General features: G+C 38.3%; 21 protein-coding genes. 2 read left to right on the top strand and 19 right to left on the bottom strand.

Features of this window, described 5'->3' with window-relative positions:
• Window positions 1-4: 4 nt before the first annotated feature.
• Window positions 5-286, bottom strand: coding sequence for a hypothetical protein (locus J8L71_RS14485; protein ID WP_211001155.1), 282 nt, complete (start codon window positions 284-286; stop codon window positions 5-7).
• Window positions 287-289: 3 nt separating this feature from the next.
• Window positions 290-502, bottom strand: coding sequence for a hypothetical protein (locus J8L71_RS14480; protein WP_058550336.1), 213 nt, complete (start codon window positions 500-502; stop codon window positions 290-292).
• Window positions 503-725: 223 nt separating this feature from the next.
• Here J8L71_RS14480 and J8L71_RS14475 point away from each other — a divergent pair, with 223 nt between their 5' ends.
• Window positions 726-1,535 (top strand): ion transporter, encoded by an 810-nt coding sequence (locus J8L71_RS14475; protein ID WP_211001154.1) that lies wholly within the window; start codon window positions 726-728, stop codon window positions 1,533-1,535.
• A gap of 116 nt (window positions 1,536-1,651) precedes the next feature.
• On the opposite strand, the gene J8L71_RS14470 is transcribed toward J8L71_RS14475, so the two are convergent.
• Both J8L71_RS14470 and asd read right to left on the bottom strand, forming a co-directional pair.
• Window positions 1,652-2,758, bottom strand: coding sequence for a DUF748 domain-containing protein (locus J8L71_RS14470; RefSeq protein WP_211001153.1), 1,107 nt, complete (start codon window positions 2,756-2,758; stop codon window positions 1,652-1,654).
• Between the two features lie 273 nt (window positions 2,759-3,031).
• A complete protein-coding gene (gene asd / locus J8L71_RS14465) occupies window positions 3,032-4,171 on the bottom strand; it encodes an aspartate-semialdehyde dehydrogenase (protein WP_211001152.1) in 1,140 nt (379 codons plus the stop codon).
• Window positions 4,172-4,433: 262 nt separating this feature from the next.
• On the opposite strand from asd, the gene J8L71_RS14460 reads away from it, so the two are divergent.
• Window positions 4,434-4,853 (top strand): hypothetical protein, encoded by a 420-nt coding sequence (locus tag J8L71_RS14460; protein WP_211001151.1) that lies wholly within the window; start codon window positions 4,434-4,436, stop codon window positions 4,851-4,853.
• A 66-nt stretch (window positions 4,854-4,919) separates the two neighbouring features.
• On the opposite strand, the gene J8L71_RS14455 is transcribed toward J8L71_RS14460, so the two are convergent.
• From J8L71_RS14455 to J8L71_RS14385, 15 genes are all read right to left on the bottom strand, one after another.
• Entirely contained in the window at window positions 4,920-5,267 is a 348-nt protein-coding gene (locus J8L71_RS14455; RefSeq protein ID WP_211001150.1) for a hypothetical protein, read from the bottom strand.
• A 247-nt stretch (window positions 5,268-5,514) separates the two neighbouring features.
• Window positions 5,515-8,238, bottom strand: a complete 2,724-nt coding sequence (locus J8L71_RS14450) for a TonB-dependent receptor (protein ID WP_211001149.1) — start codon at window positions 8,236-8,238, stop codon at window positions 5,515-5,517.
• A gap of 72 nt (window positions 8,239-8,310) precedes the next feature.
• Window positions 8,311-9,915 (bottom strand): hypothetical protein, encoded by a 1,605-nt coding sequence (locus J8L71_RS14445; protein ID WP_211001148.1) that lies wholly within the window; start codon window positions 9,913-9,915, stop codon window positions 8,311-8,313.
• Between the two features lie 296 nt (window positions 9,916-10,211).
• Window positions 10,212-11,558: a hypothetical protein gene (locus J8L71_RS14440; RefSeq protein WP_211001147.1), complete on the bottom strand. Its 1,347-nt coding sequence runs from the start codon at window positions 11,556-11,558 to the stop codon at window positions 10,212-10,214.
• Between the two features lie 45 nt (window positions 11,559-11,603).
• Entirely contained in the window at window positions 11,604-12,209 is a 606-nt protein-coding gene (locus J8L71_RS14435; protein ID WP_211001204.1) for an energy transducer TonB, read from the bottom strand.
• A gap of 12 nt (window positions 12,210-12,221) precedes the next feature.
• Entirely contained in the window at window positions 12,222-12,635 is a 414-nt protein-coding gene (locus tag J8L71_RS14430) for a biopolymer transporter ExbD (RefSeq protein WP_058550327.1), read from the bottom strand.
• Window positions 12,636-12,688: 53 nt separating this feature from the next.
• On the bottom strand, window positions 12,689-13,216 hold the full coding sequence (locus tag J8L71_RS14425) for a MotA/TolQ/ExbB proton channel family protein (protein WP_211001146.1): 528 nt from the start codon (window positions 13,214-13,216) through the stop codon (window positions 12,689-12,691).
• A gap of 3 nt (window positions 13,217-13,219) precedes the next feature.
• The gene (locus J8L71_RS14420; protein WP_211001145.1) at window positions 13,220-14,587 is read right to left on the bottom strand and encodes a MotA/TolQ/ExbB proton channel family protein; all 1,368 of its coding nucleotides are present in this window, start codon (window positions 14,585-14,587) and stop codon (window positions 13,220-13,222) included.
• 10 nt (window positions 14,588-14,597) lie between these two features.
• Window positions 14,598-15,350: a DUF3450 domain-containing protein gene (locus J8L71_RS14415; protein ID WP_211001144.1), complete on the bottom strand. Its 753-nt coding sequence runs from the start codon at window positions 15,348-15,350 to the stop codon at window positions 14,598-14,600.
• 251 nt (window positions 15,351-15,601) lie between these two features.
• On the bottom strand, window positions 15,602-16,228 hold the full coding sequence (locus tag J8L71_RS14410) for a DsbA family protein (RefSeq protein ID WP_211001143.1): 627 nt from the start codon (window positions 16,226-16,228) through the stop codon (window positions 15,602-15,604).
• A gap of 2 nt (window positions 16,229-16,230) precedes the next feature.
• The gene (locus J8L71_RS14405) at window positions 16,231-17,325 is read right to left on the bottom strand and encodes a GGDEF domain-containing protein (RefSeq protein WP_211001142.1); all 1,095 of its coding nucleotides are present in this window, start codon (window positions 17,323-17,325) and stop codon (window positions 16,231-16,233) included.
• Between the two features lie 477 nt (window positions 17,326-17,802).
• On the bottom strand, window positions 17,803-19,059 hold the full coding sequence (gene fucP / locus J8L71_RS14400; RefSeq protein WP_211001141.1) for an L-fucose:H+ symporter permease: 1,257 nt from the start codon (window positions 19,057-19,059) through the stop codon (window positions 17,803-17,805).
• A gap of 84 nt (window positions 19,060-19,143) precedes the next feature.
• Window positions 19,144-20,037 carry a transporter substrate-binding domain-containing protein gene (locus J8L71_RS14395; protein WP_211001140.1) on the bottom strand — a complete coding sequence of 298 codons (894 nt, stop codon included), beginning with the start codon at window positions 20,035-20,037 and terminating at the stop codon, window positions 19,144-19,146.
• A 174-nt stretch (window positions 20,038-20,211) separates the two neighbouring features.
• Window positions 20,212-20,727: an RNA methyltransferase gene (locus J8L71_RS14390; RefSeq protein WP_211001139.1), complete on the bottom strand. Its 516-nt coding sequence runs from the start codon at window positions 20,725-20,727 to the stop codon at window positions 20,212-20,214.
• The gene (locus J8L71_RS14385; protein WP_211001138.1) at window positions 20,727-21,239 is read right to left on the bottom strand and encodes a YcgN family cysteine cluster protein; all 513 of its coding nucleotides are present in this window, start codon (window positions 21,237-21,239) and stop codon (window positions 20,727-20,729) included. The genes J8L71_RS14390 and J8L71_RS14385 overlap by 1 nt, the downstream gene beginning before the upstream one ends.
• Window positions 21,240-21,290 lie beyond the last annotated feature (51 nt).

Below are 21,290 nucleotides of genomic sequence, written 5' to 3'. Positions count from 1 at the left end.
AATGTTAATCAACTAAAAACACTATTTGCTTAGCCGCTATAGGTAAGTTTATTTTGCCAAGCGCTGCTGTAATGATATCAATGATCTGAGTAAAGTGAGTTTCGCTCTCGTGGTATGCCATGTCATCTTCAAAATAACACTTCACTTTTAATGACTTTGTTTCGTTTTTAAAATCAATTGTATGGGTTAAGTAAGCAAAGCCTGGGTATGAGTGTTTAATGTTTTCGCATGCGGTGGTAAGTGCTTGCCTAATTTGTTTATCGCGGAGTTTTTGTGTTTTGGTCATGGTTTACTTAGTTTGCTCGCTTTGTTGCTTTTTATATTCTTCAAAGTTTTTATCTTGGTTTTCAAGGCATTCATAATACTCTTTATCGGCTTTGTAATTACATTCATCAAGGCGTGCCGATTGTATTTCGTGAAAACGCGCATCAGAGCTACAGCCGCCAAGGAGTGATAGCCCTAAAACTATTAATGCACTTTTAGTAAACGTGCTAATTAGCATTGAAATTCCTTACACTGTTATTGTTTAAAGTATTTTATGTATCAAGAAATAAGACCTTCGATTATCAAATTTGTTCTATTTAAAGCAAGTTATAATATAAATAACGAATAGCGTGATTAAATAGCAAACATCTAATGTAAATTTAATAACGAAAGATAAACACACCAACAATAATATTGTATATTAGCGCCATAAAACCTTACTTTGCATAGGATTCATAATTATGATGTCGCAGTTACAAAAGTTGTTTCAGCGTATAGACAAAAGCAAGATATTTCAATCGTTTGTTATTGCTGTTATTGTTGTTTCTGCCCTTACCGTCGGTGCTCACACTTACTCACTTCACCCAACTGTAGAATTTGCCCTTAACTGGATGGATGTAGGGATCACCGCATTCTTTTTAGTTGAGTTAATTATTCGCTTTATAGCAAGTAAAGGAATAAAAGACTTTTTCTCGAAGGGGTGGAATATATTCGACACCATAATTGTACTAGGTAGCTTGTACCCTGCAGCTGGTTCGGCTGTATTGCTTGCAAGGTTACTGCGTATATTTAGGGTGCTGCGTTTAGTCTCTATGATCCCCGAGCTGCGTTTATTAGTTAATTCCTTGCTAAAAGCTATTCCGCAAATGGGCTATATAGCCCTGCTAATGTTTGTAATATTTTATATTTACGCAGCCATGGGCAGCATGATGTTTGCCGATATTAACCCCGTGCTTTGGAAAGATGTGTCAATTTCAATGCTTACGCTATTTAGAATAGCAACCTTTGAAGATTGGACCGACATAATGTACGAGACCATGGCAGTTTACGAGCTGAGCTGGATTTTTTACCTTACGTTTATATTTTTAACTGCGTTTGTGTTTTTAAATATGATGGTGGGCGCTATTTTAGAGGTTATGGGGGAAGAGCATCGCAATGCGCGAGAAGAGCTTGCAGATAATAATTCACTACCTGCAACTCAAGGGCAAGTAAATGCACTACAAACGCAAATTGCTGAACTAAAAACCCTGATAGAAAAAAATAACAAATAAGTTAAAAGGCGCTTTTATGTTAGGGTAAAAGCGCCAAACAATAGCAACATGTTTAATAATAGTTTTGCAGTAAACCCTATCAGTAACAAGCATAAACTCTGACTGTACTTAACTTGCTACTCTTGTTTTGCATCTTCAAACGTAATGACATTATCTACTTGCATGTTAAACGCATCAAAAAAAGCATTTTTTAAAACAGATACAACGGCCTGGAAAGTAGAAATATCTGTATTATCCAATTCGCCTTCTATAGGCACTCTTACAGCAACTAGCTTAGAATCATCGTTTTCAAGAATTGAGCTGAGTAAATCAATACTGCCTTCAAAAATTGCGGTAAATAAACCATCGTCGTCTTTTTCAATGTCTTCCCGCCATGAAAATACACTAAGGTTCTGAACCCCCGCTTTAACATAACCCTCAAGTTTATTATTGCTAGCTGCTAACTCCATAGCGCCATCTATGCCACCTGCTTCTATATCAAATGGGGTATAAACCTGGAATACGGTTTCAAGGTTTTTAACTGAAAAACGCTGAACCTCAGCATTAAAATCAAAATTCGCTTTTTTACTAAAAGGGTCAAGCTTTCCATTGAGTGAAAGCGCAGCCTCTCCCATTAATTTACCTCTTACATTTAAGCTAGTAACAAGCGTTTTAGAAAGATTTTGTGCATTTGTTATATTTCTAATGTAAGCATTAATATCAGATATATACGTAGGCTTAGTGCCGCTTTGTGTTGAATTAACTAACGTAACTTTGCCATTTTCGATACTTAATGTGTCAATTGAAAAAAGAACTAAGTTATTAGCCAAACCTACCCATGTTGTTTCATCTTTTATCTGCTGGTTTTGCTCTTGAGTGCTTGGCTCTTTGTCATAAATAACTATTTCAGGACTTTTAAAAGCCATATTCGTCACAAGGTTACCTTTGAATAAAGCTGACCACGCAAGTGAAAAATCAAGTGTCTGTATTGCTAATAAAGGCTTAGGTGCAGAGGTTGCATTGGTGGCGTAAATTTCTACATTATCAATTGCGTAAGCGCCGCGATATAAATGTAGATCAACATCCCCTACGTGCCCTGTTATTCCTTCAGTGTTTTTAATTTGCTCGTTAACATAATATTGCACAACATAAGGCGCAGCTATTCGCGCGGTAATAAGTATCAGTAGAGTGACAATTGCCGTTGAAAACCATTTATTACGCGAGTGTTTAAAAGTGAAAGACATGTAATATCCTTATATAAGTAAAATATTACTAATATGCGTGTAATAACTACCTACAGTTAGCCGTTAATGAGTAAAAATATAAGTTAAAGCTAACAGAGCAAAAGCTATACCACTTAAATAACAGCTTATCAGGGAATAAGAATAGGTCAGACGAAGTGCAATAATTAATAAAATGACGAATACAATAACAATGTGTTCTAGATATGATGTTATGCACGCCATTAAAAAAGCCAGCAAAGGTGCTGGCTTTAAATAAGAGTATTAATTTAGGCGTTATTCACCGTCTACAATAATGCGAAGCATACGGCGAAGTGGTTCAGCAGCGCCCCATAACAGCTGATCGCCCACAGTAAATGCGCTAATGTATTTAGGGCCCATAGCGAGTTTACGAATACGACCAATAGGAATACTTAGCGTACCTGTTACTTTAACTGGGGTTAAGTCAGTAGCACTGATATCGCGCTCATTTGGAATCACCTTAACCCATTCGTTATGTGAGGCTAGTATTTCTTCAATTTTTTCTACGCTAATGTCTTCACGTAATTTAATGGTCATCGCTTGGCTGTGACAGCGCATAGCACCAATGCGTACGCATAAACCATCAATGGGTACCGGTTGTTTAGAAGATCCTAAAATTTTGTTCGCTTCAACCTGGGCTTTCCACTCTTCTTTAGACTGGCCACTTGGCATAGGTACGTCAATCCACGGAATTAAGCTGCCAGCAAGCGGCACGCCAAATTGGTCTTGTGGTAAATCGCTTGAAGCCATTTTTTCGCTCACTATTTTATCAATTTCTAAAATAGCTGAACTTGGGTTATCTAGTTGCTCGGCAACGCTTGAGTGAATAGCGCCCATTTGTGCAATAAGCTCTTTCATATTACGTGCGCCCGCACCCGAGGCTGCTTGGTAAGTCATTGGGCTTACCCATTCAATTAGGTCTTGCTCAAACAAGCCACCTAAAGCAAGTAACATTAACGATACGGTACAGTTACCGCCTACAAAGGTTTTAACGCCTTGCGCTAAACCTTGTTCAATGACATCTTTGTTTACAGGGTCAAGAACAATAATGCTGTCATCAACCATACGCAGTGCAGATGCCGCATCAATCCAATAACCATCCCAACCTGACTCACGTAATTTTGGGTAAACCGCTTTGGTGTAATCACCACCTTGACAGGTAACAATAATATCCATTTTAGCAAGTTCATTAACATCACTTGCATCTAATAACGGTTTTGCGTCGCCCGCAATATCAGGGCCGAGTTGCCCTGCTTGTGAGGTAGTGAAAAAGGTGGTGTCGATGTTTGCAAAATCACTTTGCTGCTGCATACGTTCTAATAACACAGAGCCTACCATGCCACGCCAACCGACTAATCCTACTTTTTTCATTGCTTTATCCACTGTTTTGTTCATAAAAGATGCCTTAATACATTAAAAATTAAATTCATTGCGTGAGATTCAATTTTCAAGTTAACAAACTAACACTGCTAGACGGCTAAAACTAGTGAATAAAACAGAACTTAAAAATTTTTCATACTGTAAGGGCATGTAACAAAAAGTAGATAAATTAAACATTAATAAAAGCGTCACCCTGTTGAAACCTAAACTGACCAAGCTTAGTAGGAACATTAAATACAGACATTTATTAAATTTTATATTAACCAAAGGAAAAATAATGAAAACATTCACTTTCGCTCTACTTGCTTTAAGTTCAATATCGATTAATGTATTTGCAAACACAACAATTTCAGCAAACGAAATGACACTAAATAAAGATGAACAGGTAACCTTTGCCCGTGCTGAAGTTGGTATAGAAGAACGACAAGGCGTCTTAGTTAATACTGCCACAACCTATTACAGCCCAAAAGTGTGGATAAATGGTAACTTAAAGCCATTTTTCGTAGGCTCTACAAATGGAAATCAATTTTGTGAAGAACGTGGTCATAACCAAGAAATCTCTGGAAGTACAATTACTTGTGGGGAAGATGAAAGCGCTTATGGTAACTTCGATTGGTATAACCAATTATGGACAATGAAAAGCACCGGTAGTAAAAACCAATGCTATCAACTTTATGCAACTATAAAGTGTCAGTAGTATATTCAATTGTAGCCCTATACTAATATGGGGCTACAAATATGGGGCTACAAACAATTTAGACCATTAGATGCGATGAACTGATCCTATATAGTCAGTAATGCTATCACTACAACTGCGCGCATCATCACCATTAAACTCCTCAAGTATATAAATTTTTACAGGCGTTTCTAAACCTTTTGCTTCAACAAGCTTTTCTAAGATCTGGCCAAATTGAGTGTCTTGGTAAGCTAAAGTTAACTTGTCATTAGCCATGTGAGTAATACTATTAGTTGTCTTTACAATTACCTGAGGATGATTTAGTTGAATATCATCAACAATAACAGAACATGATCTTGCAGCTAGAACATCATTTGCAAAACCAAAAGAACCAATTATAACAACTGAGCTAATAACCTTTCTTATTAAATCCATGGATATTCTTCCTTTTAAAATAAAATTATAAAACTTAATTACAGCCTGTTAAATGTAAACAACCATTATGTTTTATTTATTAAAGAAACATTAAGGTTAAATGATTTAGAGAGTATGCGTATGAGGTGAATGATGATTAAGTTAAGGTAAATATAAAAACTACATCTACGTTTAAAACTGAGGTAGTAAAAAGCCCTGCATATGGCAGGGCTAAGGCTGTAATGGCTTATTTTAGTCGTTCGAGGCTTTAGAACTCGTAGCTAAAGCTGACGCTCAATTCTCTAGGCGTTTCTTGAGAACGAATTAACACATCATTTTGTTCTACTTCAAAGTTTTGTCCCAACATATTTTTCACTTTAAGTGTTAATGTGGTATTAAACGTTGGGTAGTAACTATAAACCATGTCTAACGAGTTCAAAGGCTGTTCGTAAGCGTCATCAAAATTGTTAACACCCGCAGCTAAAATACGGTCACCAAATACGTTATAAATAACTGAAGCTTGATGCATGCCATCATGCGAATCGTAATTCAATTGTAAGTTGGCAACATACTTTGAGTGGCCAGTCATACGGCGCTTTAGATTAGTAAGGTCGGCGCGCTGCTCTTGTGCAATTTCCACTTCTGAATCACTAACCGTTAAATTACCAGAAGTAAAAAAAGCCCCCCCTAATAAATCACTATGCAACTCAGTTAACCATTCAGCTTCTATACCGTAAACATAGGCTGTATCTGCATTGTCAAACTGCAGAGTGAAACGGCCGTCACTCTCGGTTAATAATGCTTCGATTGGGTTATCTATATCTTTATAAAATGCGCCAACTGAGTAGTTATCACCATTGTCCATATAAAACTCGATACGTGCATCGAAGTTATCTAGGTAACTAGATTCTAAGAATGGATTACCAAGCGTTCGATAACCAGTCAACGGATCTTGGAATTGAACAGGGCTTAGCTCACGTAAATCAGGACGCACAACCGTGCTACCATAGCCAAAACGCACTTGGTACGACTGCTGACTATATGTCATTGATAATGAAGTAAAATAATCATCTTCCATCACACTTGCTTGTTTTATCGCATCTGCACTTAATTTATCTGCCAATAAAGCAGGGTCGAATGCTGAGCGAGAAAAAGCAAGGGCAACTTGGCGGAAGTCCTCGTAACGCACACCACCACTTAAACGCCAATCTTGAGCAAAAGTGATATCAAAAGAGCCGTAATAAGCATCAATCATTTGCGCTGCTAAGTAATCATCGGCTGTAGGTTCTTGAAACAATAACTCTACATCCGTTGAATCAATAACAGCATCATTTGCAAAGAAACTACCAATTGACAGCGCCTCTTCTTCACTTTGTGCTAAATCTAAAGACTGTGTTTGGCTAAAGCGATAGTTAAAAAAGTCTGTGCGGTAATCACGCGTTTTTTCAACAAAATAACTGCCACCCGCGATTTCAACTTCAGCGTTATCAAAGTAAAAAACTTTGTTAACATTAACGCCCCAGTTTTCTACATCGTCTTCTAGCTCAACAAATCGATACAAATAAGGATTGCCGCCTAAGCTGCCATTATAAAAGGTACGCTGATATTCGCCATCAACGTACTCATCACGCACCGTTACTTCAAGCTCGCCAGGTATACTTGTTGTCGCTGTTGAATCAGTGTACTGCCAATCTACACCAACACCTTCAAGAAAACTCCACTCTAAATTGTGCATTCCACGAAGTTGAAGTATTTCAAGTTCCCGTTCCTCAAAAGAGGTTAGGTGGCTTCGCTGTAATTGCCCAGCATCAATGCTTAATGACTTTGAAGGCTCTTGGTAAAGTGCAACAGAAGCTTCATCTTCAGTATCTCGTAGCATCATATAAGTGGCTGTTAAATCATGGCCGCCAATTTTATAACCTAAATTTAGAGAGCTATTTAATTTTATATTATGCTTTGTTGATACTTCTTTCTCTGTGGCAGAGTAACAAGTAAAGTCATCTGTTGAACATTCAGATTCAGATGCGTCAACAGATGAAAGTACTGCGCTAAACTTCTCTGCATTAGACCATTCATTTTCATAAGCAACTGATGCTAAAAAGCCAAAAGAGCCATCCAAACCAAATAAGTTATCAAATCGGTCGCCATAAACAGCTTTAATGCCTGCATCAGGGTTTAAGCTTTCTTTTTCTAAGCCAAAATCTCTTGGTAGCGCTTTTGATAAACTTTTATTTAAGTCTATTGCAGCTGCTTGACCAATATCAGCTCCCTGAAGCCTTGACTCAGCATCTCTTATATTTCTGTATGAGATATCAGACAAGCCATTGATATAGCTATTTAGCGCCGTTTTAACGGCTCCTGGTAATGCGCGTGTACCATCGTCTTTACCTAACCAGTCATCACTGCCGCCACTGTATGTATAACCTTCATCGTTTGTATCTTTATAACTAGCACCAACCTCAACTTTAAATAAAGTATCACTTGGAATGCTTTTCGTCCTGATATTAACGTCACCACCACCAAAAGCCGCAGGCATATTAGGCGAGTAGGCTTTTTGAACAGCTAGAGATTCAATAATACTTGATGGGAAAATATCAAGTGGAATTACATTTCGAGTCAGATCTGGGCTTGGAACAACCGCGCCATTTAAACGCACGCTTGAGTAACGCTCACCTAAACCGCGTACATAAATAAACTTATCGTTAACTAACGATAAGCCTGTAACACGGCGAAGTGCAGAAGCGGCATCGCTATCACCCGTTCTAGATATTTGCTCTGAACCCATTATATCAGCAACAAATGCCTGATTTTTACGTTCATCAATTACGGCACTCGCACTGCCTTTGAGGCGTGTACCTGTTGCAACAACTTCTTCTATCGCGTCTTCATTGGTTATTTCTTGTGCCTGTTCAGCGAAAGAATTAAATGAAGAAAAAAGGGAGAGCAGAGATAACGTTATTAGATTAGTTTTAAACTGCTTTTGATGTTTCATATTTATATCCTCTAAACCTAAAATTCCCTTAAAAAAGGCGCCAAAGCGCCTTATAATTAGAGCCGGTCTAGATTAATTACTAGCGCGTTGTAAAGATGCGGCTACAAAATCAGCCCATTCACTTGATTCACCTTCTTTAAGTGCACCAATATAACCTGCGTTAGTAAAGAAAGAGTCAACTTCACTCATGTCTTTCGCTGTTGTCGCTACCGTAGTACCTTGTGAGTCTGTAATGGTTGCTGCTGTTGATACACCATCAGCACCAAGTACATTTTCAAAATCAGCAAAACCAATCAGCTGGTTATTTTCGCCACCAGTAAACCAGGTATTTATATCAAAACTTGCTAACGCACCGGTTAAAGGAGTGTTTACGTCTTCAAAATTCTTACCACACGCAAATATTGAACTCATAAATGCGATATCGCCGTTGTTTGCATTGGCATGCACACCAGCATCTCCTGATTTATCTTTTTCATTATATAAATCAAAACAGCCAGCACCATCTACAGATGATGAGTTTACAAACAACATATTAGCTAATTGCGCTTTGCCCCATTCTTTCATTTCCATACCGGCACCAGTACGACGCCCTTCAGCACCTTGATCACCAGTAGTAACAACGGTTGCATTAGCAATAGTTGGGTTAGAAACAGTCGTTACTAAATCTTGTGCGTCTGCAGATAATGGATCAACTTTTGCGCCATCTGTTTCAAAGCCATGATTTCCATATTCATTCGAACGGACAAGAATGTACTGTCCGTAGCCTTTCCAACCCTCATCCCAGTCAATACCGTCATCACCAGTATCAGTAACAACAATGTGTTTAAGATTCACGCTTCCACCAAAAAGCTCTATCCCATCATCAAAGCCATTATGTACATGAACATAATCAATTGTTGTACCTGAACCAACAGCATTTAGTGTCAAACCATTTAGCTCATCACCTTCAACACCAAAACCTGCATACTTAATAACAATATGCTTTAGAATACCGCTACTATCTTGCGGATCATTACCACCGTAATAAGATACAATGCCTTCGGCTGAGTGGTTACACATGTCTTGTGCCGCTGCTGTCGCTGTACAACGAATTGAATGGCCACGTCCATTTACCTGAACACCACCCCAATCCCCAATTTGAGCGGTTGTTGAATCATCACCATCAACTTCTTTGATACTTGTGAAAATAATTGGCTTATCTACTTCACCAATTGCTTCAATATTTGCACCGCGTGCAATACGAATAAAACTCTCTGGCTTGGTAAACGCAATGGTAGCGCCTGCTTCAATAGACAACGTTGGGCCATTAACATCAATAGTAGCACCAGTAGATGTGTCTACATCGTCACCAATAAATAAAGCACCTTCAAAAACATGGGCACCGCCATCGTCTAGCGCGGGGATAACAAAAGAGCTGGTAATTTCTTTTGCATTACTTGCAAATGCTTGGCTGTATAAACAGTTAATGCCCTCTGCTTCACCTGTAAATGTAGCTCCATCTAATGTGTATGTGGCACAACTTAATGTATCGCCGCCATTATCGTCATCTGGATTAGTCACTGAATTGTCTACACTGTTATCAACAGTCGTAGGTGTAACGTTAATATCACCACCACAACCAGCCAATGTTATTGCTGTAGCCACTAAGCTGATTTTGAATAAGTCAGATAATTTCATTGTTCACTCCGTTAAAGTATTTAATTATTTTTTAGGTGCTTAAATAAACTCAAGTCACCTTAAAACACTTAAACAATGCTTTAAGGTCACTTGAGTTTAGCTGCGGTAACAATACGGGAGACTTATGACAAAGCAGTTACAGTTTGATAACCATAAGATGACAATGGTAACTTATTAAAAATCAGACAATTGGGTACTTAAAGAGACGAAAAAAACCGCCCTAAGGCGGTTTTGGTGTTGCGATTATGAAATGGTTTTACACGCGTTACTTTTTAATGAGTAAAGCGCTTTAAAATTTACAATAAAGCTGTTTTGAGCGTTTCTGCATGCACTTTTTCACGCTTTACATATTTGATCCACTGCTGCGCTAAACGCTGAGATTTTTTATGTTTTTCTGCCTGCTCAAACGCTAAAATTGACGCATCAAAATTTTGCATGTTGTACTGAGCCATACCCAGGGCAACAAATGCATTTGATTCAAAATCAAGGCCGCCTTTATCAAGTGCTTTACGCGCAGCATCAGCGGCTTCTTCATATTGTTCTGTGTTAACAAACACTTCTGCTAGACGTTGTTCGTATTTACCGTGCTCTGATAAATCAGCCGCTTTTGCAAAGTAAGTAATAGATTTTTCATCTTCTTTAGCTTGGATCATAGCTTCGGCTACAAAGGCGTAGTTTTTTGCTGTTTTTTCAGCAATACCCTTATCAATAGCTTCACTCATAACAACTGCTGCTTTAAACGCTAAGCCATTGTATAAATAAACTTGAGCAAGCTGTCGTAAATCAGACTTAGAAGTTAAAAAACCTTGTTGGTAAGCTGATTCAATCACCGCTAACTGCTGTTTTTCTTTGCCCGTTTCGCCATACATTCCAGCTAGCTGAACCCAATACTCAGGCTTATTGTATAGCTTTACCATACGTTCAAGTACACCAACCACCTTATCTGTTTGATTAAGTGAGTAATACATTGCACGTTGTAACACCAGCCAGTTTTCTTTTGGGGTTTTACCTTCATTGTCACTTAGTGAAATAACTTGAGTAATATACTCCAGCCCTTTTAGGTAATCTTTTAGCTGATAATACGTTTGTGCTCTTAATAAATAGTAACCTTCTGTTTTAGTTTTAGTTTTAGTTTTAGTTTTAGTTTTAGTATTTATTGCATCCCACTTATCTAAAAACGTAATTACCTTTTTATAATCACTATTGGCCATAGCCAATTGCGCCAAGCTAAATGTAGTACTTAAACGAAGTGACTCAGGAATAGCTTCTTCTGCAACTACTTTTTCAAACGAGGCAATCGCTTTAGGTAAGTCGTTTTCGTTGTAATAAATAAAGCCGTAAAAGTTATGCATCATTGCAATTTCGTACGAGTTCATACTTGAAGCTCGCTCTTCAATGCTATTAAGCGCTTCAAGGCCTGCTTTAACATCGCCATCATCAGCGAGTTTTTGCGCTCGAGCAAGCTGGCTATAAACCTTTTCACGCAGCGCGGGTACACGCTTTGTTTTTTGCTCTGCATGTGCAGTGGCTACGTTTAGCCCAGGCACTAGGCTTAGTGTACTTGGCACAACAATACTTGCACTCACTGCGGCAGTGCAAAATAACGTTATGTTTAAAAGTTTAACTGTAGGGTGTAATTTCATAATCGCCTCGCATTTCTGTCCGTTTACTCATGGTTAATTACTAAATTAACCACTAATTTGGAAAGATATTTTGTTCTGAACACCGGCCACTTCAACGGCTTCACCGTTTACTACGCGCGGTTTATATTTAAATTTAAGGGCTGCATCCATTGCTGCTCTATCAAATAGTGACTCAGGAACGGCTTTTACAACCTGAGGCTCGCGCACCGTACCTTGCTTAGTCACTGTAAATTCAACAATTACATAGCCTTCAATACCACGAGATAGCGCACGACGCGGATACACAGGCGCTACTTTAACAATGGGTAAGTATTCACCGTCGCTTGTTTCCAGCGCCAAGCCGCCTGACAAATTCACATCGGCATCTACATTAGCGCCAAAGTCGAAATTATTTGCGTTTGCCGCTGCATCACTGCTTTGCATTTGTGGTGATTCCATTGGCGGCGGTGGGTCTTTTGGTGTGGGTGGCTTTTGCGGTTTACGTTCTTTTTTTTGTACTGTTTCTTCTTTTTTCAAACGTACAAAATCTAAAACGTTACCTTTTACTGGCTCCGACATAGCACCTTCACCACCGGTAATAAGTGCTTGCATGCCTAAAAACAGCATAAAGGTCACTACACCGGCTACAACTAATGCAACTAAATATCGCAACATAACTAACCCTTACGACGCATCTTGAGCAGCAATAGATACATCAAACGCACCTGCAGCGCGCGACGCATCCATTACTTTAATTAACATATCAGTGGTGGCTTTTTTATCGGCTTGAATAACCACGCTCCCTTGTGGGTTTTCAGCTTTTAAGCGTTCAATATTCGCTTGCACTGCACGTACATCAATTTGGCGTTTATTAATCCAAATTTCACCTTTGTCTGAAATCGCAACTAAGATGTTTGCTCGCTCTTTTTTAACTGCTGTGGCTGCTTCTGGTCGATTTACATCAATACCGGCCTCTTTAACAAATGAGGCGGTAACGATGAAAAAAATAAGCATGATAAATACAACGTCTAACATTGGGGTCATATTAATTTCTTCTGCTTCATCTTCTTGTAATAGGTTTCCTAACGGGGCTCTCATTTTTATTCTCCTAATATAAGCGGCGCTATAGTTAGCCGCTTAACTATATATATTTAGTGATCTAAAACCATGCTGTCTTCAAGTAGTTCAACTTCGCGCTTAGCCCTGCGTTGTAAAAACGTAGAGGCAAATACACCCGAAAGTGCACCCACCATGCCTGCCATTGTTGGGATAGTAGCTTTAGAAACACCTGATGCCATTGAACGCGCACTACCAGTGCCTGTAATTGCCATTACATCAAACACTTCAATCATGCCAGTTACTGTGCCTAGTAAACCAAGGAGCGGACAAAGCGCTACCATTACGTTAATTAACGCAAGGTTTGTGTTTAAGCGCATACCCGCACGGGATATCATCGCCTGGCGTATTTGCTCTGCATTCCAGCTATTGCGCTCTGCTCGATTAGTCCAATCGTCCTTTACGCCGTGTTTATAACTACGAAAACCATTAAAAAAATAAATAAATCGCTCGAGTATCAATAACCACATCGCGAAGATTAACACCCCGATGACCAAGAGAACTTGGCCACCAGTGTCGAGAAAATCACGGATAGCATTGATTGAGTCAATCAATAGCACCATGGTTTATGCTCCTTTCTCACTACGCTTGGCAATAATGCCTGCACTTTGCTCTTGAATAGTAAGCAATATATTTTTAGCGCGAGTATTAAGTAAGGTGTATAAAAATACCGTAGGAATAGCTACAACCAAGCCAAGTACCGTTGTTACCAATGCTTGCGAAATACCACCAGCCATTAATTTAGGGTCACCGGTACCAAACAGCGTGATAGCTTGGAAAGTGTTGATCATACCGGTTACTGTACCGAGTAAACCAAGTAGCGGCGCAACAACAGAGATGATTTTAATCAGTGTTAAATTACGCGTTACTTTTGGCATTTCACGTAAAATAGCTTCGCTTAGTTTAAGTTCTAGCGTGTCGTAGGCAACATCTGGAAATTGATCTTTTACTTTCATTACGCGGCCAAGCGGGTTGTCATCGCGTGCTACGTCATCTTTTAGTTGGCGACGAATTTTTCCACCCATAATCAATAATGAGAAAAAGCGCTCAAGAGATATAAGGAGTGCAATTACACCCACACCTAAAATAACGTAACCGACTGTACCACCTTGATGTACACGCTCTTGCGTATCGGGTGCTTGTACTAACAAACCTAAAATTGAGCCACCTGTTGGGTCAAGTGCAAACTGCACAACACCATTTTTAGTGTTTTGTAACTCATCTGCCGTGGCTGTAAAACGTGATACAGGTTGGCGTGTTAACTCACTCAATGTGTTAGTCGCTGGATTAAACTCTAGGTACTTACCGTTTGATACGAGGTTAAATGCACCAACACGCACCACTTCTTGCTGTGCTTTAGTGCCGCCCTCAACTATAACGCTTGCATCAAAACGACTTACTTTACCTTGCTCGGTCATTTCACGTTGTAGTTCAAACCACACTTTTTCAATATCTTCGATAGAGGCAAGCTTTGAGGTTGAACCCATTTTTTGAGCCAGCTCATCCATAAATGTACTACGTCCAGCAATCTCGGCTGATACCACGGAAGTTGCAAACTTATTGCTTGAATCCCCTGCTACTTGTTGTAGTACACCAAATAACTCTTTAAGTGATCCCATACGTTTAGATAATGTATCGGTTAAATTAGCTAGCTTTACTTCATTTTCTTCAAACTGAGTTTCTAAACGTTCAGATTCAACAAGCATTTGATTACGCTTTGCTTGTGTATTTTTAAGCATTTGTACTTGCTCATTTTGACGAGCTGCGAACTCTTGCTCACGTTGTTTATTTTGTACGCTTTGGGCTGACTTACCCTCTTCAAGGGTTTTAAGTAGCGAATCTAAATTCATCGGCTCTGCCGCTACACATGTACCCGCAATGCTAATACTTGCAACAACAAGGGCCATTTTTGTCATTTGAGTAAACAGTTTCATTTTTAACCTCTTATTCTGCTGCGTGTACTGGCAGAGTTAACATATCTGGGGCAAGTTGCTTACGCGCAATGCGTAAACCTTTATTGATTTGGCTTATCGTAGAATCTGGCAAAGCAACAAACGACTTAGTGTCTGTATTCCAGCTACCTGCTTTTTTACCATCGCGAGTTAAGTAAATAAGCTCTAAGCGGCCAATGCGTAAAAAATCTACCTCCCGCTCTTTACCGTCTATATCTAATAAAGAGGTGTAGGCTTCGATAGTGCGACCGTAATCAACTTCAACTTGGTAAGCTTCAAGTACACGGCGAAATTTTTCGCTTGAGTTGATGTCTGCACGGTTCATCATTTCACTTAAAGAGGTAATTCTTTTTGTGCGCTCGTCAGTTAAAAATGGCACATCAAAGGCTACAAATTGCTCAAGGCCTTCAATCATACGAAGCATAAGCGGGGTAATTTGACGTTCAATAATAGAGACTTGATCCATTGATAGGTTAAGTGATTCCATTTCTTCAATTTGGTTGTTTAACTGCTTAGTTAATTGCGCGTTATAAACCGCTAACCCGTCAATTTCTTTGTTAAGCGTTTTAAATTGCTGAAGACGTCCTTGCATTGAGTCTGCAATCTTGTCTATTTTTGTTTGTGATTGCGCAGCTGACTTATTTATTTCGCTGCTTTTATCGATAACCTTATATAAATCATTCGCCTGTACAGCAGCACTTGCAGCCACAATACCAGCTAAAATTAATGGTTTAACGCCTTTCATCGCATACACCTTTACTCGTTAATTAGCGGATTTGCTAGTAGGTTTTTTAGCTTTAATTGTTCAATGCAAACAATTTAAAGACTAAAGATTTTCAATGAGCGAAATTGTATAGATGAAAAATGACAGGCATGTTGCGCAAAAAAGTCGGTTTTATGACAACGGTAATAATGGCGACTTAATGAAGCAAAAGTGTAATGAGCAGTATAAAAAGGGCACGAGTGTTTTGAGACAAAACACTCATTTATAAAACGTTACTTTAAAAACGCACTAATTTGATTAAAAGACTGCTGCCAATCGGTGTAATTAATATCAATAGGAAAAGCGTTGTTATTATTAATAAGCACTAATGATGGAAAGCCTTGAATGGGTAAGCTATGAGCATAGGCAAGCTCTTTATTGAGCTCATCATTAATTTGATGTGATTGCAGTGAACTTTCAAAATCGGCTTTATCTAAACCAATGTGCTGTGCAAGTTCAATTAGCGTGTTTTCATCAGATGGGTTTTGAGCATTGAGATAATAAGCATGTTGAATAGCAGCGACCATGTCGGCCTCTTTATTGGCTTTACGTGCAATAAGCGCAGCCCTACATGCTGGATAGGTTGAACGCCTAGGCTGGCATTCTTGCCAAAAGGCATAATTAAATTGTGTACCTAACTGTGCAGCGATTTTACGCCATGTGTTTTGTAGCATATCTTGCATATTTTGTGTCATAGGCGCTTGGCTGTCCGGTGCTAAGCCCCCCACTTTGTACTCTATGGTTAGTATATCTTTAAAGTTATTTTCTAGTTCGCTTTTTAGCTTTAACCAGGTAGGTACGAAACCCCAACACCAACTACACATTGGGTCATGAACATATATGAGTTTACTTTGTGTCATAATTAACCTTTATTATGTGCTGATCTAACTTTATTGCGACCTTGCTCTTTCGCTAAATATAAAAATTCATCAGCTTTTTTTAATTCTTTTTCGTACTCAGCCACATTATTTACTTGTGCTACGCCTATACTACACGTTAATACGACCCTGGATTTAGTACTATTTAAAATAACATATTCACTCACATATTCTCTAAAGTCATCAGCTAATTTAGTGGCATGTTGACTGCGCTCGTTTGGCAAAATCACTACAAATTCCTCACCACCATAACGCGCTTTAACCGCAGAGCTTGGAAACTGCGACTCTAGCAATTTTGTAAACTCAATTAAAACAGTATCACCAAAGTCATGGCCGTACGTGTCGTTCAACGCTTTAAAGTTATCTAAATCGAGTAACAAAATTGAAAAAGGCAAGTATTCGTGTGGATTTTCATCAACCAATTTTAAAAAATGTGAGGTTATAAAGCGCCTATTAGCACCACCGGTAAGCTGATCAGTATAAGCGTCTTGTGTTTGTTCAAGAGTAATACCCGCGATATTCATATGGCTTCTGTGCCTAAAATATTCACCAATAAATGAAAAAACAAACACTAAAGTAAAACCGGCTAAAAAACGTGACTTTTCAACATCACCATAACTAACTTGCCCAATATCGGGCCCATACAATATAAATGTACAGCAAAGCAATAAACATGATCCAAGCCATGTAGCATACTTAACACCTAAAGAAGCAAAACTAACAACGGGGTAAAACATAAGCCAATAAAGGGCTGTATTTTCATTTCCCCCTGTATAAGTAAGCGCCACGCACATAATAAAAACTATAAGCATGCTAATTAAAGCGACAACCTCTAGCTTACCCGTTTTTACAAAATAGACTGTGCTACAAATAATTGTAATATTAACTACAATTAACGAAACCGTTAGGATTGGCGAATATATCTTATAATTTAAAGCCACCAGTATCGTTAATACAACAATCGCAATAGCAATCATTGTAAATAACGAAAAAGCTTGCCGTTGCTTGTCAGAGCTATAAACGTTGTCGATGTTGATAAGGTTACGCCAACTTTGTGTACTAACACTTTTTTTAGGCATCAGTTGCACCGAAACGATTTACACTTAATTCTAAAAACCTTGTTCTGCTAGCCATATTTAATAGTTCTGAATAATCAAGCTGATAAAATTTAGCTGTGTAATTAACCATAACAAATTTAGTTATTAAAAAGCACGCAAAACAATAAAAAGCAGAGACTAACTTTTGCTGAAATACAGTAAGCAACACAATATTTACCTTGAAACATCGCTTTAAAGAGTTAAACACATGAGCCCTTTATATTATTCTTCATTATTAACTTCATACTTTTAGCAAAAAAACAGCTAAATGTCTTACTAAACAAGACTTAAAAACAGATTACTAATAAGAAACAATAATAAAGTAGTGAATTTCTATCCTATAACAAGGCAAGTACTTATTTGACGAGAGGTAGCAAGGAAACACTAAAATTGGAACGTTCTTATATTAAAAATAATTTAAGTGGTTGAATACGTATTCAACCACTTAAAATAAGTAGGTTATTTCCACTTATTTGCTAAACGAGTAACATTTAAGCCATACCACGCTATAAATACGTAACATATCATCGGTACAAAAAAACTTTGCTGTATGTTTACTGTATCGGCTATAAAACCTTGCAACAAAGGAACCAACGCACCGCCTACAATAGCTAAACATAACCAACCCGATCCTTTACTTGTCAGCGAGCCTAACTTTTCAATTGCTACAGAAAATATTGTCGGAAACATAATAGAATTAAATAAACCTATCGCAAGCACTGAATAGAGTGCAATATCGCCTTGTGTAAATATGGTAATAAGCAGTAATGCAATAACACTGAATGCGTTAAAGGCAATAGCTTTTGATGGGGCAATTTTTTGTAAAAGTGCCGACCCAATAAAGCGCCCTACCATCGCACCGCCCCAATAATAACTGATTAGTGCAGCAGCTGCATGCTCTTCAAGACCTGCTATATGCGCTTCACCAAAATAATTAACTAAAAAGCTTCCTATAGCAACCTCTCCACCCACATAACAAAATATAGCAAGCACACCCATAGTTAGGTGTGGTGCTTGCGTAAGCGAGCGAGATTCAATGGCGGCATTGTTCTTTTCTTTATGCGCGTCTATTTCAGGTAGTTTAATAAATGCAAAAATAATAGCGATTAACAGCAAGGCAGCTGCAAGCATTAAGTAAGGTACTTTTACAGACTCAGCACTAGCTGCAGAAGCCGCGAGTGTGCCAGCAGTGCCAAAAAATAATATACCACCTACATATGGCCCAACTGTTGTGCCCAAAGCATTAAGTGCTTGTGCTAAGTTTAAACGAGATGAAGCTGTTTTCTCAGGGCCAAGAGCTGCCACGTAAGGATTGGCTGACACCTGTAATACCGTTACACCTGCAGCAAGTACAAATAAAGCACCTAAAAACAGCCAATATTCATGCACTACTACAGCGGGATAAAACAGCATACAACCAACAGAGGCAACAATTAAGCCTGTTAATATGCCCTTTTTATAGCCAAGCTGCTTTACTAAAATGCCAGCAGGTATAGAAACTATAAAATAAGCACCGAAGAAACAGAGCTGTACTAACATTGCCTCAAAATAACTGAGGTCAAATACCCCCTTCAAGCGCGGTATTAGTACATCATTTAAAACGGTTATAAAACCCCACAAAAAAAACAGGGTCGTCATGGCGGTCAACGGAAACAGATAATTTTTATTAGATTGCTCATTGACACCATATGATTGATTTATATTTATTTCACTCACGTTGTTTTCACTCCATTAACAAATTAAGGCAAGTTTACCTGTTTATTTGTTAATTGGGTGAAACTCAAATAGGAACGTTCCTACTCAGTTGCATCCTTTGGCAAGACTTTTAATTATTCGATCAGTCTCTCCACTGTTATGAAACTGATATAGACCTTCATTAATATCTTCTAAAACATTAAGCCATGAGGGTGTAAGTTTACTTATAGCAAAATAAAGTGGGTTATATTGCAAAGGAGTGGTTTCTTGTTCAATAGAACTTAACAGATTCTGCTTTTTGGTATCGCTAAGCGTTGAATACACCACAGAAAATTTAAGTACTTGAGGATCGCCAATTATTAAATCTACACGCTTAGCTGCAAGAAGTTGTACAAGCTGTAAATCATCAACTGCACTAATCGTTTCAAATTCACCATTATCCATCATAGCGTCAAATTCAGGTGTGTTTTGATACCCTCGTACGACCCCTATTTTATGACCTTTTAGAGATTTTAAATTACCTGTAAAACGATCTGTTTCACCTTTGCGTTTTAAAAAAGCAATTTTCCCCCCTACAAATGAATTTGATAATCCTAGTAGTTCACGGCGCGTTTTATTGGTAACGTAATCAGAAGGAGCTGTATCTTCAATAAAGTATTCAGGAAGTAATATATCCGCTTTACCTAGCTCTACGTTTCTTACCGCACGGGCCCATGGTAAAAATTCAATATAAACGCTGTAACCTTTACTATTCAACAACGCCACTGAAAATTGATATACCCATCCTTTTTTACATAAATTATTACCAATATACGGAGGCCAGTCTAGCGTAGCTAAATGAAGAGTTTGCTTTGAATTTTCAGTCTCAAACAGTATTCCTGATTTATGGTTATAACCGTCTATAACATGATGACTACCATTTAAGTAATATTCTACTGTTGAATCAGAATAACTAGGGTTGCTCGCTAACAATAAAACTAATAAAAATAACCAACGCATTGCAATATCTTAAAATGTTTAATTTATTCAAGCTTAGTAAAAAATTAATTATTTGCATGATTTAATTGGGTAAGATTTTGTAAAGGCAGGTGTGTTTAGTGAACTCAACCTAGCTTGTAAGTTACATTTAGGTACATACAAACTAGGTTCTGTAGTAAAAGCAGAAATATACGATTAATCTGTTTTTTTCCATCTCATTTTATTGTTTGTATCGCGAGAGCTAATAATAGTGTCGTCACTACTCTCTACCCCGCCAATCTTCGCTAAGCGATCGTATAACACAACATTACATGTTGCTGCTAAGTTCATACACCCAATAGTAGGAATGTAAACCACTTCATCACACCATTTTAAAACGTCTTTTGGTACAGACCCATCTTCAGGACCAAAAACATAAAACGCATTTTCTGGGTGTTGAAAATCAGGTAACGGTGTAGCACCTTCTATCAGCTCGATAACAACGACAGTTGCACCTTCAGGCTTTACCAACTCAAGGTTGTTAGTTTCGGTAAGGGGGATTCTTTCAACTACATTTTTTGTATCGGTATGAAATTTTTTAGCGTTTAAGTATCGGTTACCAGTAAAAAATACTTGCTTAGCATCGTAGCAACCTGCAGCGCGCAAAACGCCACCTACATTAGTAGGACTCTTAGGATTAATTAAACCAATACTTGCTTTTAGCTCACTCATTAATCAGCGTCCTTTGTTGGCCACTCGGCAATGTATAAATCAAAATCATCAAGCTTTACGTCACAATCTTTAACGGTTTTATCTTTTACAGAAATACCTAACTCATGCATTTTTGTTTTATTCCCGTTATTTAATAACGGATGCCATGATGCTAAACCACGACCTTCATGCAAGCGGCGGTAGCTGCAACTTTGCGGCATAAAAAAGATATCTTTAAGATTCGCTTTAGTAAGCTTTACACAAGATGGGACTAGCGTTTGGCGGTTTTCGTATTCGCTACAACCACAGGTATTGTTATCAAGATATTGGCAAACGATATTTGTGAAAATCAGTTCTTCGCCTTCACGAAGTTGATCGGTGGCGGTGAATTCGTCTTCATCTTCGCTATCAATAAAGGTGTTTAAACAACACTTTCCACATCCGTCACAAATGGCTTCCCATTCATTTTGGTTCATGTCGCTTAGATTTTTTTTAAGCCAAAACTGTGTATCTGCTAATTCTTGATCAAACATAATTTACTCGCGCCCCTAAAGAGCGCGCATTCTAACGTATTGCAGCTATGC

The organism is Pseudoalteromonas sp. MMG007 (assembly GCF_018100985.1).
Lineage (GTDB): Bacteria > Pseudomonadota > Gammaproteobacteria > Enterobacterales > Alteromonadaceae > Pseudoalteromonas.
This window is presented reverse-complemented; position numbering and strand designations above follow the sequence as displayed.

Coding starts and splice junctions, on each gene's coding strand:
- J8L71_RS14420 (WP_211001145.1), bottom strand. CDS start 14,587: ATGAAACTGTTTACTCAAATGACAAAAATGGCCCTTGTTGTTGCAAGT.
- J8L71_RS14480 (WP_058550336.1), bottom strand. CDS start 502: ATGCTAATTAGCACGTTTACTAAAAGTGCATTAATAGTTTTAGGGCTA.
- J8L71_RS14385 (WP_211001138.1), bottom strand. CDS start 21,239: ATGTTTGATCAAGAATTAGCAGATACACAGTTTTGGCTTAAAAAAAAT.
- J8L71_RS14445 (WP_211001148.1), bottom strand. CDS start 9,915: ATGAAATTATCTGACTTATTCAAAATCAGCTTAGTGGCTACAGCAATA.
- J8L71_RS14395 (WP_211001140.1), bottom strand. CDS start 20,037: ATGCGTTGGTTATTTTTATTAGTTTTATTGTTAGCGAGCAACCCTAGT.
- J8L71_RS14410 (WP_211001143.1), bottom strand. CDS start 16,228: ATGACACAAAGTAAACTCATATATGTTCATGACCCAATGTGTAGTTGG.
- J8L71_RS14440 (WP_211001147.1), bottom strand. CDS start 11,558: ATGAAATTACACCCTACAGTTAAACTTTTAAACATAACGTTATTTTGC.
- J8L71_RS14415 (WP_211001144.1), bottom strand. CDS start 15,350: ATGAAAGGCGTTAAACCATTAATTTTAGCTGGTATTGTGGCTGCAAGT.
- J8L71_RS14460 (WP_211001151.1), top strand. CDS start 4,434: ATGAAAACATTCACTTTCGCTCTACTTGCTTTAAGTTCAATATCGATT.
- asd (WP_211001152.1), bottom strand. CDS start 4,171: ATGAACAAAACAGTGGATAAAGCAATGAAAAAAGTAGGATTAGTCGGT.
- J8L71_RS14470 (WP_211001153.1), bottom strand. CDS start 2,758: ATGTCTTTCACTTTTAAACACTCGCGTAATAAATGGTTTTCAACGGCA.
- J8L71_RS14455 (WP_211001150.1), bottom strand. CDS start 5,267: ATGGATTTAATAAGAAAGGTTATTAGCTCAGTTGTTATAATTGGTTCT.
- J8L71_RS14450 (WP_211001149.1), bottom strand. CDS start 8,238: ATGAAACATCAAAAGCAGTTTAAAACTAATCTAATAACGTTATCTCTG.
- J8L71_RS14390 (WP_211001139.1), bottom strand. CDS start 20,727: ATGAGTGAGCTAAAAGCAAGTATTGGTTTAATTAATCCTAAGAGTCCT.
- J8L71_RS14475 (WP_211001154.1), top strand. CDS start 726: ATGATGTCGCAGTTACAAAAGTTGTTTCAGCGTATAGACAAAAGCAAG.
- J8L71_RS14430 (WP_058550327.1), bottom strand. CDS start 12,635: ATGAGAGCCCCGTTAGGAAACCTATTACAAGAAGATGAAGCAGAAGAA.
- J8L71_RS14405 (WP_211001142.1), bottom strand. CDS start 17,325: ATGCCTAAAAAAAGTGTTAGTACACAAAGTTGGCGTAACCTTATCAAC.
- J8L71_RS14485 (WP_211001155.1), bottom strand. CDS start 286: ATGACCAAAACACAAAAACTCCGCGATAAACAAATTAGGCAAGCACTT.
- J8L71_RS14425 (WP_211001146.1), bottom strand. CDS start 13,216: ATGGTGCTATTGATTGACTCAATCAATGCTATCCGTGATTTTCTCGAC.